16 protein-coding genes are annotated in these 16843 nt (G+C 62.4%); 6 read left to right on the top strand and 10 right to left on the bottom strand.

Features of this window, described 5'->3' with window-relative positions; translation table 11 throughout:
- The first annotated feature begins 114 nt into the window (after window positions 1-114).
- The 3 genes from ABS761_RS03400 to ABS761_RS03390 all read left to right on the top strand — a co-directional run bounded on the left by ABS761_RS03400 (window position 115) and on the right by ABS761_RS03390 (window position 3972).
- Window positions 115-822, top strand: coding sequence for a GntR family transcriptional regulator (locus tag ABS761_RS03400; protein WP_350406673.1), 708 nt, complete (start codon window positions 115-117; stop codon window positions 820-822).
- A 62-nt stretch (window positions 823-884) separates the two neighbouring features.
- A complete protein-coding gene (locus ABS761_RS03395; RefSeq protein WP_350406672.1) occupies window positions 885-3059 on the top strand; it encodes a malate synthase G in 2175 nt (724 codons plus the stop codon).
- A 40-nt stretch (window positions 3060-3099) separates the two neighbouring features.
- Complete coding sequence (locus ABS761_RS03390) at window positions 3100-3972, top strand: MOSC domain-containing protein (protein ID WP_350406671.1); 873 nt, start codon at window positions 3100-3102, stop codon at window positions 3970-3972.
- A 24-nt stretch (window positions 3973-3996) separates the two neighbouring features.
- On the opposite strand, the gene ABS761_RS03385 is transcribed toward ABS761_RS03390, so the two are convergent.
- The 7 genes from ABS761_RS03385 to ABS761_RS03355 all read right to left on the bottom strand — a co-directional run bounded on the left by ABS761_RS03385 (window position 3997) and on the right by ABS761_RS03355 (window position 9648).
- Window positions 3997-4839, bottom strand: a complete 843-nt coding sequence (locus ABS761_RS03385; RefSeq protein ID WP_350406670.1) for a fumarylacetoacetate hydrolase family protein — start codon at window positions 4837-4839, stop codon at window positions 3997-3999.
- 77 nt (window positions 4840-4916) lie between these two features.
- Window positions 4917-5306 carry a RidA family protein gene (locus ABS761_RS03380; RefSeq protein WP_350406669.1) on the bottom strand — a complete coding sequence of 130 codons (390 nt, stop codon included), beginning with the start codon at window positions 5304-5306 and terminating at the stop codon, window positions 4917-4919.
- 22 nt (window positions 5307-5328) lie between these two features.
- A complete protein-coding gene (locus tag ABS761_RS03375; protein WP_350406668.1) occupies window positions 5329-5943 on the bottom strand; it encodes a DUF1989 domain-containing protein in 615 nt (204 codons plus the stop codon).
- A gap of 34 nt (window positions 5944-5977) precedes the next feature.
- The gene (locus ABS761_RS03370) at window positions 5978-7309 is read right to left on the bottom strand and encodes a TRAP transporter large permease (RefSeq protein WP_350406667.1); all 1332 of its coding nucleotides are present in this window, start codon (window positions 7307-7309) and stop codon (window positions 5978-5980) included.
- Window positions 7310-7311: 2 nt separating this feature from the next.
- Entirely contained in the window at window positions 7312-7815 is a 504-nt protein-coding gene (locus ABS761_RS03365; RefSeq protein WP_350406666.1) for a TRAP transporter small permease subunit, read from the bottom strand.
- A gap of 141 nt (window positions 7816-7956) precedes the next feature.
- Window positions 7957-9009, bottom strand: a complete 1053-nt coding sequence (locus ABS761_RS03360; RefSeq protein WP_350406665.1) for a TRAP transporter substrate-binding protein — start codon at window positions 9007-9009, stop codon at window positions 7957-7959.
- Window positions 9010-9237: 228 nt separating this feature from the next.
- On the bottom strand, window positions 9238-9648 hold the full coding sequence (locus tag ABS761_RS03355; RefSeq protein WP_350406664.1) for a RidA family protein: 411 nt from the start codon (window positions 9646-9648) through the stop codon (window positions 9238-9240).
- A 552-nt stretch (window positions 9649-10200) separates the two neighbouring features.
- Here ABS761_RS03355 and ABS761_RS03350 point away from each other — a divergent pair.
- Both ABS761_RS03350 and ABS761_RS03345 read left to right on the top strand, forming a co-directional pair.
- Window positions 10201-10902, top strand: a complete 702-nt coding sequence (locus ABS761_RS03350) for a GntR family transcriptional regulator (RefSeq protein WP_350406663.1) — start codon at window positions 10201-10203, stop codon at window positions 10900-10902.
- Window positions 10899-11774 carry a fumarylacetoacetate hydrolase family protein gene (locus tag ABS761_RS03345; protein ID WP_350406662.1) on the top strand — a complete coding sequence of 292 codons (876 nt, stop codon included), beginning with the start codon at window positions 10899-10901 and terminating at the stop codon, window positions 11772-11774. Before ABS761_RS03350 ends, ABS761_RS03345 begins: the two co-directional genes overlap by 4 nt.
- A 14-nt stretch (window positions 11775-11788) precedes the next feature.
- On the opposite strand, the gene ABS761_RS03340 is transcribed toward ABS761_RS03345, so the two are convergent.
- Together ABS761_RS03340 and ABS761_RS03335 are read right to left on the bottom strand one after the other, a co-directional pair.
- Window positions 11789-12982 carry an acetylornithine transaminase gene (locus ABS761_RS03340; protein WP_350406661.1) on the bottom strand — a complete coding sequence of 398 codons (1194 nt, stop codon included), beginning with the start codon at window positions 12980-12982 and terminating at the stop codon, window positions 11789-11791.
- 53 nt (window positions 12983-13035) lie between these two features.
- Entirely contained in the window at window positions 13036-13989 is a 954-nt protein-coding gene (locus ABS761_RS03335; protein WP_350406660.1) for a LysR family transcriptional regulator, read from the bottom strand.
- Window positions 13990-14114: 125 nt separating this feature from the next.
- Between ABS761_RS03335 and ABS761_RS03330 the strand changes: the two genes are divergently transcribed.
- Window positions 14115-15626, top strand: a complete 1512-nt coding sequence (locus tag ABS761_RS03330) for a CoA-acylating methylmalonate-semialdehyde dehydrogenase (RefSeq protein ID WP_350406659.1) — start codon at window positions 14115-14117, stop codon at window positions 15624-15626.
- 13 nt (window positions 15627-15639) lie between these two features.
- Here ABS761_RS03330 and dinB read toward each other — a convergent pair whose 3' ends face one another.
- Window positions 15640-16770, bottom strand: coding sequence for a DNA polymerase IV (dinB, locus tag ABS761_RS03325; RefSeq protein WP_350406657.1), 1131 nt, complete (start codon window positions 16768-16770; stop codon window positions 15640-15642).
- Between the last annotated feature and the right edge of the window lie 73 nt (window positions 16771-16843).

Raw genomic sequence — 16843 nt, 5'->3', positions numbered from 1 at the left:
TCCGGACATTCCATGGGGGCGGATGGCCATATTGAATTTTGAATTCAAAATACTTCACTAAATGATCCCGTTCAGGTAACATAGTGGTAGTCGGCCAAGGCTTTTTATTTATGTATGCAAAATATCACAGAAACACCTGAGACCTCATCACCCGGCCAGTTGCCCAGGGTGGCGCGCTTGCGGCTGCACGACACCGTCGTGGAGCACCTGCGCAACTACATCGTCGAAGGGGTCCTGCCTCCGGGCACCAAACTCAACGAACGCGAGCTGTGCGACACCTTGGGCATTTCCCGCACGCCGCTGCGCGAGGCGCTCAAGGTGCTGGCCGCCGAAGGGCTCGTGGACATCACGCCCAACCGGGGCGCCTCCGTGTTCCGCATGTCCGAGGCCGAGATCCGCGAGATGTTCGAACTCATGGGCGGCCTGGAGGCGTTTTCGGGCCTGCTGGCCTGCGAACGCATCACCCCGGCCGAACTCGCCGAGCTCAAGGCCCTGCACTACACCATGCTGGCCTGCCACGCGCAGAAAGACCTGCCGGGCTATTACGCCAAAAACCACGAGATCCACGACAGGATCAACCTGGCGGCGCGCAACACCGCGCTGCGCCAAATCTACGTCGCGACCAACCGCCGCCTCCAGGCCTTGCGCTTTCGCTCCAACCTTCAGCAGGCCAAATGGGACAAGGCGGTAGAGGAACACAGCGGCATGATCAAGGCCCTGGAGGCGCGCGACGGCGAAGGCCTGGCCTCGATCCTGCGCGAGCATCTGTTGAAAAAACGCGATGCCGTCCTGCGGATGTTGGCCGCCGAAGACCGCCTATAATCTTATATAAGACCTTGTACAATCCTTCAAGGCCCTAAATGCTTTAACTCTCTAGGATTATCATGACTGACCGCATCACCTGCCACGGGCTCCAGGTTGCAGCCGTGCTGCACCGTTTCGTCGAACAAGAGGCCATCCCCGGCACCGGCCTGCAAGCCGATGCCTTCTGGAAGGGGTTCGCCGGGATCATCAATGATTTGACGCCCAGGAATCACGCCTTGCTCGCCGAGCGCGGCCGCCTGCAAGCCGCACTCGACGACTGGTATGGACAGCATCCGGGCGCCATCGCCGATCCGGCCGCCTACCGCGCTTTCCTCAAGGATATCGGCTACCTCAAGGACGCGCCCGCAAAGGTCACCGTCACCACCGCGAACGTCGATACGGAAATCACCGAGCAGGCGGGCCCCCAGTTGGTCGTGCCCGTCATGAACGCCCGCTACGCCCTGAACGCCGCCAACGCGCGCTGGGGCAGCCTCTACGACGCCCTGTACGGCACCGACGCCATCTCGGATGACGGCGGCGCGGCCCGTTCGGGCAGCTACAACCCGGTGCGCGGTGCCAAGGTCATCGCCTTTGCGCGGCAGTTCCTGGACGACAGCATCCCCCTCGCCCAAGGCTCGCACCGCAACGCCACCAACTACACCGTGGCCGAGGGTGCCCTGCGCGTGACCCTGGCCGATGGCCGGACCACCGGCCTGGCCGACACCCGGGCGCTGCTCGGATACCGCGGCGATGCGGCCCGGCCCGAGGCGCTGGTGCTGTCTCACAACGGCCTGCGCTTCGAGGTGCTGTTCGACGCCACCCACCCCATCGGCAAGACCGATGCCGCCCACATCAAGGATGTCATTGTCGAGGCGGCCCTGACGACCATCATGGACTGCGAGGACTCGGTGGCGGCTGTCGATGCCGAGGACAAGGTTCTGGCCTACTACAACTGGCTGGGCCTGATGAAGGGCACGCTCACCGAGGACCTGACCAAGGACGGCAAGACCTTCACTCGCCGCCTCAACGACGATCGGCAGTACACCGCCCTGGACGGCAGCGCCGCAACCCTGCACGGTCGCTCGCTGATGTTCGTGCGCAATGTCGGCCACCTGATGACCAACCCCGCCATCCTCGATGCGCAGGGCCAGGAAATCCCCGAGGGCATCCTCGACGCCGTCATGACCTCGCTCGCCGCGATCCATGACCTCAAGGCGCGCAAGAACTCCCGCAGCGGCTCGATCTACGTGGTCAAGCCCAAAATGCACGGCCCCGACGAGGTGGCCTTCGCCAGCGAGATCTTCGCCCGCACCGAGGCCCTGCTGGGCCTGGAGCCCAACACGATCAAGATGGGCATCATGGACGAAGAGCGCCGCACCAGCATCAACCTCAAGGCCTGCATCGCCGCGGCCACCGAGCGCGTCGTGTTCATCAACACGGGCTTCCTGGACCGCACCGGCGACGAAATCCATACCTCCATGCGCGCCGGCGCCATGGTGCGCAAGGGCGACATGAAGACCCGCGAATGGATCGATGCCTACGAGCGGAACAACGTCCAGACCGGCCTCGAATGCGGCCTGCGTGGCCATGCCCAGATCGGCAAGGGCATGTGGGCCATGCCCGATCTGATGGCCGCGATGCTCGAACAAAAGATCGCGCACGTCCAGGCCGGCGGCAACACGGCCTGGGTGCCTTCGCCCACCGCCGCCGCTCTGCACGCGCTGCATTACCACCAGGTCGACGTGGTCGAGGTCCAAAAATCCCTGGAAAGCCGCCACGAGGACTTTCTCGACCGCATCCTGACGGTGCCCGTGGCCCTCCAGCCGGACTGGACGCCCGAGCAAATCCAGCAAGAACTCGACAACAACGCCCAAGGCATCCTGGGCTATGTCGTGCGCTGGATCGACCAGGGCGTGGGTTGCTCCAAAGTGCCCGACATCCATGATGTCGGCCTGATGGAGGACCGCGCCACCTTGCGAATCTCGAGCCAGCACATCGCCAACTGGCTGCTGCACGGGATCGCCACGCGCGAGCAAGTCGAGCAGACCATGCGCCGCATGGCCACGGTGGTCGACAAACAAAACGCCGGCGACCCGCTCTACGAGCCCATGGGCGGTCATTTCGACACCTCGTGCGCCTTCAAGGCGGCCTGCGATCTGGTCTTCAAGGGACTGGAGCAGCCCAACGGCTACACCGAGCCCCTGCTGCACCACTGGCGCCAAACCAAAAAGGCCGAACAGGCCGCCAAGGCTTAAGGCCCACCCCCGTCCCGGCGATGCCGGGACGGGACTCCGCATGCGGCCCACCATCCACAGCCTGTATAGCTATCCGGTCAAGTCTTGCGCCGGGATTCCCCACACGCGACTTCGCATTTCAGAGGCGGGCCCGGCCTACGATCGCCACTGGGTCGTCGTCGACGACCAGGGGATCTTCATCACTCAACGCCAATACCCGCGCATGGTCCTGATCCAGCCGGAGCCGCAGGCGGACGGCCTGTCCCTGCGCGCCCCCGGTCAGGCGGACTGTTTGGTGCCGGCATCCGCGGCCGATGCCCCGGCCGTACCCGTGGTCATCTGGGGCGCGGCCACATGGGGCGTGGACCAGGGCGAGGACGCCGCCCGGTGGCTTGGTGGTTTTCTAGGCGTGCCTTGCCGTCTGCTCCACCTGCATCCCCAGGCGCGACGGCCGGCCAGTCCACCGCATGTGGCGCACTGGATTCAGTCCCACCAGGACTGGCCGCAGCGCTTCTCGCCGGCCGGCGGGCACCAGTTCGCCTTTGCCGACGGCTTCCCCTTCCTGGTCGCCAATCGGCACTCGCTCGATGAATTGAATGGGCAATTGGCGGCCCAGGGCGCCTCGCCCGTGGACATGATCCGCTTTCGTCCGAATATCGTGCTGCAGGGACTGGAGCCCTACGACGAGGATCATCTGGCGGGATTTCAGGTCGGCGACATCGGATTCGCCTTCGTCAAGGCCTGCGCTCGCTGTCCCATCCCCAATGTCGATCCCCGGACCGGGCAAACTGCGCCCGAGCCGGGCCGCACGCTGGCGCGGCACCGCGAGTTCGAACAGGGCGTGCTGTTCGGCATGAATGCCATTGCCGCCCTGCCCGACGGCGAGGCCTGCTTGCAGGTCGGCGATGCCGTCGAGCCGATGTTCGATTTCTAGGCTGGGCGCCGACCCAGCCCCCGATCAGGCGGCGACTACGGTTTGGCGCTGTTCGCCAAGCCCCTCGATGCCCAGCGCCATGGTGTCGCCCACATTCAAGTACAGCGGCGGCTTCATGCCCATGCCCACGCCCGGCGGCGTGCCGGTGGTGATGATGTCACCGGGATTGAGCGTCATCATCCCGGACACATAGGCAATGAGCTTGGGCACATCGAAGATCATCGTCGCGGTGGAGCCGGTCTGGCGGCGCTGGCCATTGACCTCCAGCCACATCGCAAGATTGCGCGGGTCCTGCACCTCGTCGGCACTCACCAGCCAGGGCCCCAGAGGGCCAAACGTGTCATGGCTCTTGCCCTTGGTCCATTGACCAAGCCGCTCGATCTGGAAATGGCGCTCGGACACATCGTTGCACACGGCATACCCGGCGACATGCCCGAGGGCGTCCTGCTCGCTGACATACTTCGCGCGCGTCCCGATGATCACCGCCAGCTCGACCTCCCAGTCAAGCTTGGTGGAACCCCGCGGCTTTTCAACCGCATCGTAGGCACCGCACAGGCTGCTCGTCGCCTTCAGGAACACAATGGGCTCGCCCGGAATCTGCATCCCCGATTCCTTGGCGTGATCCGCATAGTTCAAGCCAATGGCGATGAACTTCGGAGCCCCCCCGACCGGCGCGCCCAGGCGCGGCGTGCCCGCCACGAGCGGCAGCGACTGGACATCCAATTGCCGAACCTTGGCAAGGCTCGCGGGGCTGAACGCCTCGCCCGCCCAATCCGCAAGGTGCGCGGACAAATCCCGAATGCCGTCCTGGGCATCCAGAATCCCGGGCCTTTCCTGCCCCGCTTCGCCGTATCTAACCAGTTTCATGAATCAACACCTCCTCTAGAAGCCGAGAGCCCGGCCCTCCAGAACGGAGCGCCGGGCCTCTGTCACACCTCGGTGGCTTATTGGCTGCCGCCGATGTAGCCGCTGCAGTTGATCTCCACACGCATGGGCGGGTAGACCTTGGGCGATCCAACCCGCGCAACCTCGATCAAGGTCGAGCACGGGAAATCACCCTTGAAAAACTCACGGCGCGCCCGCCACACCTCGGTGTTCTCATCGAGGTTGTTGACAAAGATCTGGATGGTCATGATGTCATCCATCACCCCACCGGCCGCTTCCACCAATTGACGGATGGACTCGAACACCGCTTTGGTTTGCTCGTACATGCTGTCGCCCTCGGCGACCATGCCGGCGATATAGAAATGCCCGTTGCTGTGCACCTTGATGTTCGACCAGGTGTTCAGGGGGGGGGTGGGCAGATCGCTGGGATTGAAGACTTTATAAGCCATTCGATTCTCCTTGTTGGTTGATTTATGAACCTTCGTAGACCCGAACTCGGATGTCGGTAAGCCGGGCCCCCCCAATCGGGTTCAAATCCATGGGGCACGCGGAAACCGCTCCGACGATATCGGTCAGGGCTTTCAGTAGAATGAAATCACCCGCCGCGGTCTTGCATGGCTCTTGGACGAGCGTGCCGTCCTGTTCAATGTGCGTGCTCTGAAATATATTGAACGGATCCGGAAACGTCTCGCGGCCGATCCCATACGGTGCCAGCACCTCTTCGAAGTTCGCCACACAACTGCGGTGCTCGGCGACGCCATAATCCACCAGATATCGTTGCTCGTCGCAAGCCGCAATCAGTATGTCATGCGACGGCGACCGATCCTCCACGATCTCGAACATCGGCTTGCGCATGCTGGAGCGCAGGGTATCCCCGACTTTGAGAGTCAGGGATTTCAAGGAAATGCGGGTATGCGTCGGAGAGAGTTTTTCGGAATGATCCTTCTGATTGAAGGCGATGAAATCCGCCACCTGCCCGCCCTCGGCGTCGATGATCTGCAGCAACTGGCCCTTTTTGACCTCGAAAGCCTTGGCATGGCCGCCAGGAACCAATACCTCTGAAACCAATACCTTGTCATCTGTCATGAAATTACCCATTATTCAAAAGCCAAGCGCCGAATTATCTACCGATGGTGTTGGGCAGCCAAAGGATGATATCCGGGTAAACAACGCAGAGCGTGATCACTGCGACTTGTATCCCTATATATGGCAGAACCGATATATAGATGTCCCCCATGGTGATGCCCTTTGGCGCGATTCCCTTGAAATAAAAGGTCGCCAGCGCAAACGGAGGCGTCAGATACGAGAGCTGCAGCACGACGATGATGAGCGTGGCAAACCAGATCGGATCGAATCCGAGCGTCGCGGCAATGGGGGTGTACAGCGGCACCACCACCAGCACGGTCGGGATCCAATCGAGGAACATCCCCAGGATGACCACGATCAGGAGCATCACGAACAGCACGCCCCATTTGCCAAACGGCAGGCCCAGCATCAGGCGCTCGACGACCTCGCCACCGCCAAAGGACATGAAGGTCGACACGAACAAGGTGGCGCAGGCCGTCATGGTCAGGATCATCGCCGTGATCCGCAAGGTGGACTCGGAGGCCTCTCCGACCATGGCGAGGGTGAATCGCTTGTAGAAAACAGCAAGCAGCATCGCCGCAAACGCCCCGACCGCCGCCGCCTCGGTGGGCGAGGCCACGCCAAAGAAGATGGAACCCAGCACCGCCAGTATGATCACGACTGGGGGAAAGAAGGACGTCCCCATGATCTTGAACTTTTCTTTTGCGGGAATCGCAGCCTGCTCCTCGCGGGACATGGGCGGGCCGAGCTTCGGATTCAGGGTGCAGCGGATGAGCACGTACAGGATGTAGCCGGCGGACAAGATCAGGCCGGGGCCTGTTGCGGCCATGAACAGATCGCCCACGGGAATCCCCGCCACCGGGCCATAGATCACGATCATGATGCTCGGCGGAATCAAGACCCCGAGGCAGCCGGCCGCGCAGATCAGGCCCGACACCATCCGCTTGTCATAGCCGCGCTTCAGCATGGCCGGCAAGGACAGGGAACCCATCGTAACGACCGAGGCCCCGACCACGCCGGTGCAGGCGGCAAAGATCGTCGCCAGGACTGTGGTCGCCACCGCCAGCCCGCCGGGCAGTCGGCCGGCGAGGATATAGATCGCGCCGTATAACTTTTCACTGACCCCTGATCGCTCCATGACGTTCCCCATCAGCACGAACAGGGGAATCGCAAGAAGCACGTAGTTCTTCATGACCGCCATGAAGTTCAGCGTGAATGAGCCGAGAAAATTCATGCCGAACAGGCTCAAGCCGAATGCCAGACCGATGGCACCCAGGACAAAGGCGATTTGATAACCGACCAGAATCCCAAGCAGCAAAAATCCAAACATCAGGGCGGTGTTCAACTCTGGGGAGAATGCCGCCATGATCAGCGCTCCTTGGAAAATATGATCCGCACCGCCCTCAGGAATACCGCGATCCCTTGAAGGAGAAGCAACATGATGCTGATCAGCAGCACCGTTTTGAACGGATAGATCGGCGGCCGCCAGAAACTTTCGAGCGATTTCTCGGAAACCGCCCAGGAGTCATACACGTAGGGCACCAGATGGTACAGCAGCAAACCGAAGCACGGCAGGAACAGGCAAAGCGTCAACACCGCATCGACCATCGCCTGCGTGCGTGGGGAATACTTCTGATAAAAAATATCCACTCGCACATGATCGTTCTTGAGCAGCGTATACCCCATTCCTAGCGCAAAGAATGAACCGCCAAGCATATAGCTGATGTCGTAGGCCCATATCGTCGGACTATTGAACACATAACGCATGATGACCTCGAACGTCAGAACGAGCGTCAGCAGCGCGACGAACCATTTGCATATCTCGCCGGCCCAAAGATTCAGCCGATCCACGAGTGTTAGAAAATTATTCAAGCGTCGTCTCCTTTGCGAGGGAGCCTTGTTTTTCAGGAGTTTCCGACAAATCCATGCCAGGTTCGCCTCACGGGACATCAGGAAAGGGGATCGCCCATGCCACCGGCCACATCCCCTTCCCTGACGCTACCACTGAATGGATTAGATTTTCGGCGGCAACATGTACTCGGCCCAGCCGTTGTACTCTTTTATGACCTCTTGCTGCGAGTTGAACACCCTCGCGAAGAACGGGTCGCTCTTTGCCTTTTCCGCATAGTATTCATCCGCCAGTGCCTTCAGCGACGCGATAAATTCCGGAGAAAGCTTGACGAACTCGGTGCCGTATTCCTTGAACTTGGCAATGGCCTTGTTGTCCTCGACGATGCAATGGCCCCAGCTCTCGAACGTGGTGGCCTTCGCGGCCTCCTGAACGATGCTCTTGAGCTCGGGCGTGAGGCTGTCCCAGGCTTTCTTGTTGATGATCAGCTCTGAAACCGAGGCCGGCTGGTGCACCCCGGGCACGTGGACATACTTACACACCTGGTGGAAGCCCATGACGTAGTCCGCGGACGGATTCGCGAACTCGGCGGCATCCAGGATCTTGCGGTCCAGCGCGCCGTAGATTTCGCCACCCGGCAAGGTCACGACCCGGGCGCCGATCTTGGTGACGATATCACCCCAGTAGCCAACCGTCCGAATCTTGAGTCCGTCGAAATCCTTGAGTTCGCGGATGGGCTTGTGGGACCACAGGAAATCCTCGGCGGTGTTCAGCCCGCAGGGGCCCACCCAACCGAAGTTGTACTTGGAGTACATCTCTTTCCAGAGGCTCAGGCCGTCCTTTTGGTAGTACCAGATGGAGTACTGGAGCGGATCCATGCCCAGGGGAATCGCGGCGAACATCGGCGCGGACGGCTCCTTGCCGAGCCAGTAGGAGGCAAGGCTGTGTGAGGCGTCGATCACCCCTTGATTCACCGCATCGAACACGTCGAGACCGCCGACGATGGAGCCGGCCGTGAGGCTCTGAATGGTCAGCCTGCCGCCACTGAGCTCGGTGACCTTTTGTGCGAAAGTGTCCGCATGGTACTGCGACTCCACCCCTTTCGGCCAACTCGATTGCAAGCGCCAGGTGATCTTTTCCTGGGCCTTGACCACGGCGGGGACTCCGGCCATCGCGGCCACCGGGGCCACGCCAGCCAAGAATTTACGTCTATTCATGATGTCTCTCCAATTTGAGGCAACTAACGGAAGGAATCGGTGTATTTACCCATGAATGGCAATAGCACCGGCTGCGAATGGCACTGCGTCAATGACTCTTGTTATTCGAGGCCGGACGCCGATCCGCGCTAAAACACGGATCGGCGCCATGGACCGGCCTCTGGATTTCAGCCTGCCTAGACGCCGGGAACTCATCTGACACCCAAGGCATCGCCGAACTCGGCTTCTTTAGGGCACGTGGACAATCGCCTCGACCTCGAGCTGGAAGTCCTCCTTCACGAGCCTGTCGATGACCAGCATGGTGTTGGGCGGAAAGTTGGGCCCCTTGAAGATCTGTGGGAAAAGCTCGGCGCGCAGCTTCATGAACTTTTCGATATCCTGCGAGTGCACGAGATACGTCGTGAACTTGATGACATTGTTGAAATCCCCGCCCAAGCCCTTGAGCACGTCGCCCAGGTTGCTGAAGATCTGCTTGAACTGAGCCTCGAAATCGTTCTTGCCCACCACGCCGCCATCGGCACCGACGGACAACTGGCCCGCGACGAACATCAACTTTCCATCGGCCGTCCCCACGTGCGAGTACAGGCCCTGCGCGGGACATGCGCCCTCGGGGTTCAGGTACTTTACTTGGCTGCTCATATGCTCTCCAGTCTATCGAGTGAGGTTGCGCGACGAGGTCGCGCGCTAATAAAGAAAAAGTGCCCTCCGGACACATCGCCCAGGCCCGCGTCGCGGCCTGACAGGTGCCTATCATTTTTGTATAAAATACATAATTTCCACAAAGTATAAGTAATTTCTGGGCCTAATAAATAGGTAATAACCCCAGCACCTTCTCTCCTATCATATCACAATGTGAAATTATCAAGCCCTCCGAACAATCGATTCGGTAGTTTACAGTATATTTTATCTGCAGCTATTACATCGTAATTTTCCATTAAAATCTTTTATCTACATTGAAAATACGTTATTTTCTTGATAATAATGATTTTTCGGCGCTCTTTTCCCATTTCAACCATGACCTGCGGTATCTCGATCCATCAGGGCACGCACGTCGGTGCCGGTACACTTCGGCTGGACTTGGTATTTTTTATAAAATTTGAGGTATCATGGTTTTTATACAATTAAGAGCGCTTGAAATCCAGAGCATCCGAGATCGCCACGCAGCGTCCTCCACACCCCGGAATGAATTCCATGACCCAATCCGAGCCCTCATCGAACACGACCCTGCCTAGTCTGGTCTACCAAAAGCTCCGCGAGGCCATCCTCAACGGCTCATTCAAGCCCGGCCAGATGCTTCGCCAGGACGAGGTCGCCGCGAAACTCGGGGTCAGTCGCAGCCCGCTGCGAGAAGCGCTGCCCCGGCTCGAGGCCGACGGTATCGTCGTGTCCTATCCGCATCGCGGATATGCGGTCGCCAGCCTCGACCCCAAGCAGATCATCGAGGTCTTCGACCTGCGGCGGCTGCTCGAAACCGAGCTCGCACGCCGCTCGATCGCCAAGCGCACCGAGGCCGACATCGCCGCCATCTATGGGATCGTTCACGAAATGACAGCCCTGGCCGAGCGCACCGATGACGAGGGCCTGTCCCGGTGGTTCAGCCTCAACATGCGCTTTCACAGCACCCTGCTCACCCCCTCCGACTGTCCGCACCACCTGGACGCGCTCTCTCACACCAGCAATCTGGTCGAGGCTTATATCCGAACCGAGAGCCGGCTGACCGGCGGCCACATGCAGGCACAAGAAGAGCACATCGAACTGGCCAGGGTGTTCGTCATGGGCGACGTGGAAAAATTCGTCACCCTCACCCGGCAGCACTCCGAGCATACGCTCGAGCGCCTTCTTTCACGCCTTCCCCCAACCGATTCCTCCGCCCTGAATAAGGAAGCACAGTGAAGCTAGCAACTCTCTCGCATAATGGAGCCTCCCTGGTCGCCGCCATCGACGAAACCAGCCAGACGTTCCGACCCCTGCTGATCGGCGACACGCCCGTCACCGACATGGTTTGGCTGATCGAAAACTTCGATGCGTCCACCCCTTCTTTCGCATACGGCGAGCCGGCCGCGCTGGCGGGAGCCACCTTCCTCGCACCGATTCCGCGCCCGCGGCGCAACATCATGTGCGTCGGGAAAAACTATTTCGATCACGCGCACGAATTCACCCGCAGCGGCTTCGACAGCAGCGCGTCGTCCATCGCGGACAGCGTCCCCAAGGCGCCCATCATCTTCACCAAGATGCCCGAGTCCGTGACGGCGACCAACCGGGACGTGGCCTATCCGAGCCCCGAATGCACGCAACTGGACTACGAGGCGGAACTCGGCGTCGTCATCGGCAAGCCGGGGCTCGGCATCAAAAAACAGGATGCCATGGGCCACGTCTTTGGCTACACCATCATCAATGACCTGACCGCGCGCGACCTGCAGGCCACGCACAAGCAATGGTTCCTGGGCAAGTCCTTCAACACCTCATGCCCCATGGGGCCATGGCTGGCCACCTCGGACGAGGTCGACGGAGCGAATCTCGACATCAAGTGCTGGGTCAACGACGAGTTGCGCCAGAACGCCAACACCCGGGACTTGATTTTCGACATCCCGACCTTGATCGAGACCTTGTCCCGCGGAATAGAACTGCTCCCCGGCGATGTCATCGCCACCGGCACGCCCGTGGGGGTCGGCATCGGCTTCGACCCACCCCGCTTCCTGCAGTCGGGCGACCGCATCGACATCACGATTTCGGGTCTGGGCAAGCTATCCAACCGCGTCGGATAGCGAGCCGCCGCCACTCAGCCGCGCGTCTGCGCGAGCAGTCCATCCAGCCATGCCAGCGCCGTGTCGATCTCGTCGGCGCTGACATTCAAGGCGGGCATGAAGCGCAGCAGGTTGCCGCGCGGCGCGTTCAACAGCAACCCCTCGGGGGACCGGTTGCGCGCCGCCTCGACCAGGGCCGGACCATCATCCCGGTCCAGCACCAGCGCCCGCAGCAGGCCCTCGCCACGCTCGCCACCCAGGCCCCATTTGGCCGACAGCGCCAGCAAACCCTCGGACAGATGGCGCCCGCGCGCAACGACGGACGCCATGAAGCCCGGCGCGGTCAAGGTATCAAAGATCGCGACGCCGACCGCCGTCATCAGGGGGTTTCCGTTGTACGTACCGCCCTGGTCGCCATGCTCGAAACAACTGACGGCCTCGCGGGCGCATAGCGCCGAAAGTGGCACGCCACCGCCGATTCCCTTGCCCAGCGTCATGATGTCGGGCTCGATCCCGGCGCTCTGGTGCGCGAACAGGACCCCGGTGCGGCCCATGCCGGTCTGCACCTCGTCGACGATGAGCAGCATGTCGCGCTCGCGCGTCAAGGCGCGCAGGGCCTGCAGGAATTCGGTCGTCGCCGGAATCACCCCGGCCTCGCCTTGTACCGGCTCGAGCATCACGGCGACCGTCTGGTCGTCGATCAGCGCGCGCACCGAATCGAGATCGTTGAGGGTCGCCTTGGGAAAGCCATCGACCTGCGGCGCGAACTTGCGATCCCAACCCGGTTTTCCCGAGGCCGACATCGTGGCCAGCGTGCGGCCATGGAATCCGTGATCGAAGGTGATGATCTTGTAGGCGCCCTTGCGATGCAGTTGACCCCATTTGCGCGCGAGCTTGATCGCGCCCTCGTTGGCCTCGGCCCCGCTATTGGCGAAGAACACCCGGTCAAAGCAGGACGCGCCCACGATGCGAGTGGCCAGGTCGATCGAGGGCTGGTTATAGAATGCCGGCGAGGGATTCATCAGCAGGCCCGACTGGCGCGTCAGGGCGGCAACGATGGCCGGATCGTTGTGGCCCAGCGCGTTCACCGCCCAGCCCTGGATGAAATCCAGATAACGCTTGCCGTTGTGATCCTCGAGCCAGGAGCCCTGCCCTCGGACAAAAATCAGCTCGGGGCGTGAAGTGATCTCCATCAGGGCATCGAGCCCGGCGCGGTCTAGAGTCGTCATTGCATCCCAGATAAAAAAAGGCCGGCGCGCAATCCGCCAGTCAAACGCTTATTCTAAGGCCGTTCGGCGTGGGCTTCAAAACCTTGTGCGAACGCATCGAACAGATAATCGAGCAAAGCGCGCACCGTGCGCGGAGCCCTGGCCGAATACGGGCGCAAGGCAAAGATGTTGCGCCCGAACGCGCCCACCGGTCGCCATTGCGGCAGGATTTCCACGAGCTCGCCGAGCTGCACCGCGCGCTGCGCCGAAAAATCGGGCAGCAAGGCGACGCCGACCCCCGCGCAGGCCATGTCGCGCAGCACCTCGCTATTGTTCGCCACGAAGCCGGCCCTCACCGGCAGGGTCACGCGCGCGCCGGGTGCCCGCGACCCCACGCGCTCGAAAGCCCAGGTCGCCATGCCCTGCTGCCTCGGATAGTGCAGGTGCCGGTGGCCCTCGAGCTGTGTGGGATGGGTCGGCGTGCCGCGCTCGGCCAGATAGCCCGGGCTGGCCACCAGCAGCGTGCGCGTGGGGCACAAGGCCCGCGCCACGTAGATGTCCGGCGGCGCCTCCACGTGACGCAGCGCCAGGTCGAAGCCCTCGGAGGCCAGCGACACCAGGGCGTCGTTCATGTCGAGCTCGAGACGGATCTGGGGATAGCGGCGCATGAACTCCGGCAGGCGCGCCACCAGTTGCTGGCGCGAGAACGCAACCGGCGCGGTGACGCGCAGCAGCCCGCTGGGCACCTCGGCCATATCCTGTACGTCGGCGAAGCTGTGCGCGATGCACGCGTACGCATCGCGCGTCTGGTCCACCAGCCGTTGTCCGGCCTCGGTCAGGCGCAAGGACCGCGTCGTGCGTTGGATCAGGGCCACGCCCGCGGCGCGCTCGAGCTCGACCATACGCTGGCTCATCGCCGCCTTGCTGACCGACAGGCGCCGCGCCGCCGAGGTGTAGCTGCCTTGCTGAGCCAACACGGTCAGCCAGTGTATATGCGGCCAGAGCCGATCGATATTTTTAGCATCCATGAGGCAATTGTTCACTAAATTGAACAATCATTCCAGTCCCCATGCCTATGCAAGCCCTCGTCGCGCCCCCTACACTGAATCATCGCCGGAACTCCCGGCGCCCCTTTCATGCCAGGAGACACCTCATGCAACCCTACACAGACACCGCCGACGTCGGCCATTTCATCCAGGGCCGTCGCGTCCCGGGTGAGGGTACCCGCACGCAAGCCATCTACAACCCCGCCACCGGCGAGGTCACGCGCCAGCTTCGTCTGGCCAGCCTAGAGGACGTCGAGGCCGCCGTGCGCTCGGCCGCCGCCGCCTTTCCCGCGTGGTCCTCGACCCCGTCGCCGCGGCGCGCGCGCGTCATGTTCAAGTTCCTCGAACTGATCAATGCCCACCGCGAAGAGCTCGCCGCCATCATCACCGCCGAGCACGGCAAGGTGTTCAGCGACGCGATGGGCGAGCTGGCCCGCGGCATCGACATCATCGAGTATGCCTGCGGCGTCCCGCAACTGCTCAAGGGCGACTACACCGAACAGGTCGCCACCGGACTCGACAACTGGACCGTGCGCCAGCCCCTGGGCGTGGTCGCCGGGGTCACCCCCTTCAACTTTCCGGCCATGGTGCCCTGCTGGATGTTCCCGCTGGCCATCGCCACCGGCAACTGCTTCATCCTCAAGCCTAGCGAGCGTGACCCCTCGGTCAGCCTGCGCATCGCCGAGCTGCTGAGCGAAGCCGGCCTGCCCGATGGAGTGTTCAACGTGGTCCAGGGCGACAAGCAGGCCGTCGACGCCCTCCTGACGCACCCCGAGGTCCAAGCGATCAGCTTCGTCGGCTCGACTCCGATCGCCCGCTCGATCTACGAACAGGGTGCGCGTCACGGCAAGCGCGTCCAGGCCCTGGGCGGCGCCAAGAACCACATGGTCGTCATGCCCGACGCCGATCTCGAACAGGCGGTCGACGCCCTCATCGGCTCGGCCTACGGCGCGGCGGGCGAGCGCTGCATGGCGGTGTCCGTGGCCGTGCTGGTGGGCGACGCCGCCGACCGCATCATGCCGATGCTGGCCGAGCGCACCCGTACGCTCAAGGTTTCGCACGGCATGGACGAAGCGGCCGAAATGGGCCCCGTCATCACCAAGGACGCCCTGGAGCGCATCCGCGGCTATCTCGACATCGGCACCGCCGAAGGCGCGCAGCTCGTCCTCGACGGCCGCGACCTCACGGTGCCGGGCCACGAGGACGGTTTCTTCATCGGCGGCTGCCTATTCGACCACGTGACGCCTTCGATGCGCATCTACCAGGAAGAGATCTTCGGTCCCGTACTGTCGTGCGTGCGGGCGCCGGACATCGACTCTGCCATCCGCATCATCAATGAGCACAGCTTCGGCAACGGCGTCGCCTGCTTCACCCGCGACGGCCACGCCGCGCGAGAGTTCTCGCGCCGCATCCAGGTGGGCATGGTCGGCATCAACGTGCCCATCCCGGTGCCGATGGCCTGGCACGGCTTTGGCGGCTGGAAAAACAGCCTGTTCGGCGACATGCACATCTATGGTGAAGAAGGCGTGCGCTTCTACACCCGCCAGAAGTCCGTCATGCAGCGTTGGCCCGACAGCGAACCCAAGGGTCCGGAATTCGCATTCCCGACGCACGACTGAGCACGCACCAGGCTCAGTACAGCTCGAGCTGCACCGGGCGATGCTCCGCATCGCCCCGGTCGGGCTCGAGCTTGCTGACGCGCACCCCCAACAGGCGCAGACGCCGATCCAGCGCGACGCGCTTGAGGCATTGGCCCGCCGCCCGGTGGATCGCATCGGCGTCGTTCACCGCCTCGGGCAGCGTCAGGTCGCGCGTCACAATCCTGAAATCCTCGAACCGCAGCTTGATGCCCACCGTGGCGCCGCGCACGTGCTTGCGCCGCAGATCCTCGGCCAGGCGCTCGCACAGCTCGCGGAAGATTCCAGACAGCAGCGAACGGTCGCGGCGCACGTGCAGATCGCGCTCGAACGTGGTCTCGCGGCTGAGCGACTTGGGCTCGGACACCGTGACGACGGGCCGCTCGTCGATGCCGTGGGCGGCATCCACGAGCCAGCGTGCATACGTCAGGCCGAAGTTTGCCTGCAGCAGGTCGGGCGGCGCGGCGGCGAGCTGCGCGATGGTCTCGATCCCGAGTGACTGGAGGCGGCGCGTCGCCTTGGGCCCGATACCGTTGACCCGCGAGACTGGCAAGGGCCAGATGCGGCGCTCCAGATCACCGGGCCCGATCACTGTGATCCCGTCGGGCTTGTCCAGTTCCGAGGCGATTTTCGACAGCAGCTTGTTGGGCGAGATGCCGATCGAGCAATTCAGGCCGGTCGCCTCGCGCACCGCGGCCTTGATGCGGCGCGCCAGCGCGTCGGACGGCGCGTCCAAGCCGCTGAGATCGATGTAGATCTCGTCGATGCCGCGGTCCTCGATACAGGGCGCGATCGCGGCCACCGCCGCCTTGAACAGCCGCGAATAGTATCGATAGGCGGGGAAGTCCACCGGCAGCATGACCGCGTCGGGCGCCAATTGGGCGGCCTTCATCATCCCCATTGCCGAATGCACGCCCAATGCACGCGCCTCGTACGTCGCCGTGGTGATCACGCCGCGGCCCACGTAGTCGCGCAGGAATGCATAGCGCCCATCGACCGGCGCGTCGCCCCGACCGCCGATCACCACCGGCCTGCCGCGCAGATCCGGATAGCGCAGCAGTTCCACCGAGGCATAGAACGCGTCCATGTCCAGGTGTGCGATACGGCGTTGGGCGGGAGTTTGCATGGATGCGCAATTTCTCGAGCGGTACTGCTATACTAGCCCGCACAAAAGATATATTTAATTTATATCTATAACC

It is taken from the genome of Castellaniella sp. GW247-6E4 (assembly GCF_040276065.1).
Lineage (GTDB): Bacteria > Pseudomonadota > Gammaproteobacteria > Burkholderiales > Burkholderiaceae_B > Castellaniella.
Note: the sequence above shows the minus strand (reverse complement) of the source record. Positions and strands in the feature narration are given on the sequence as shown.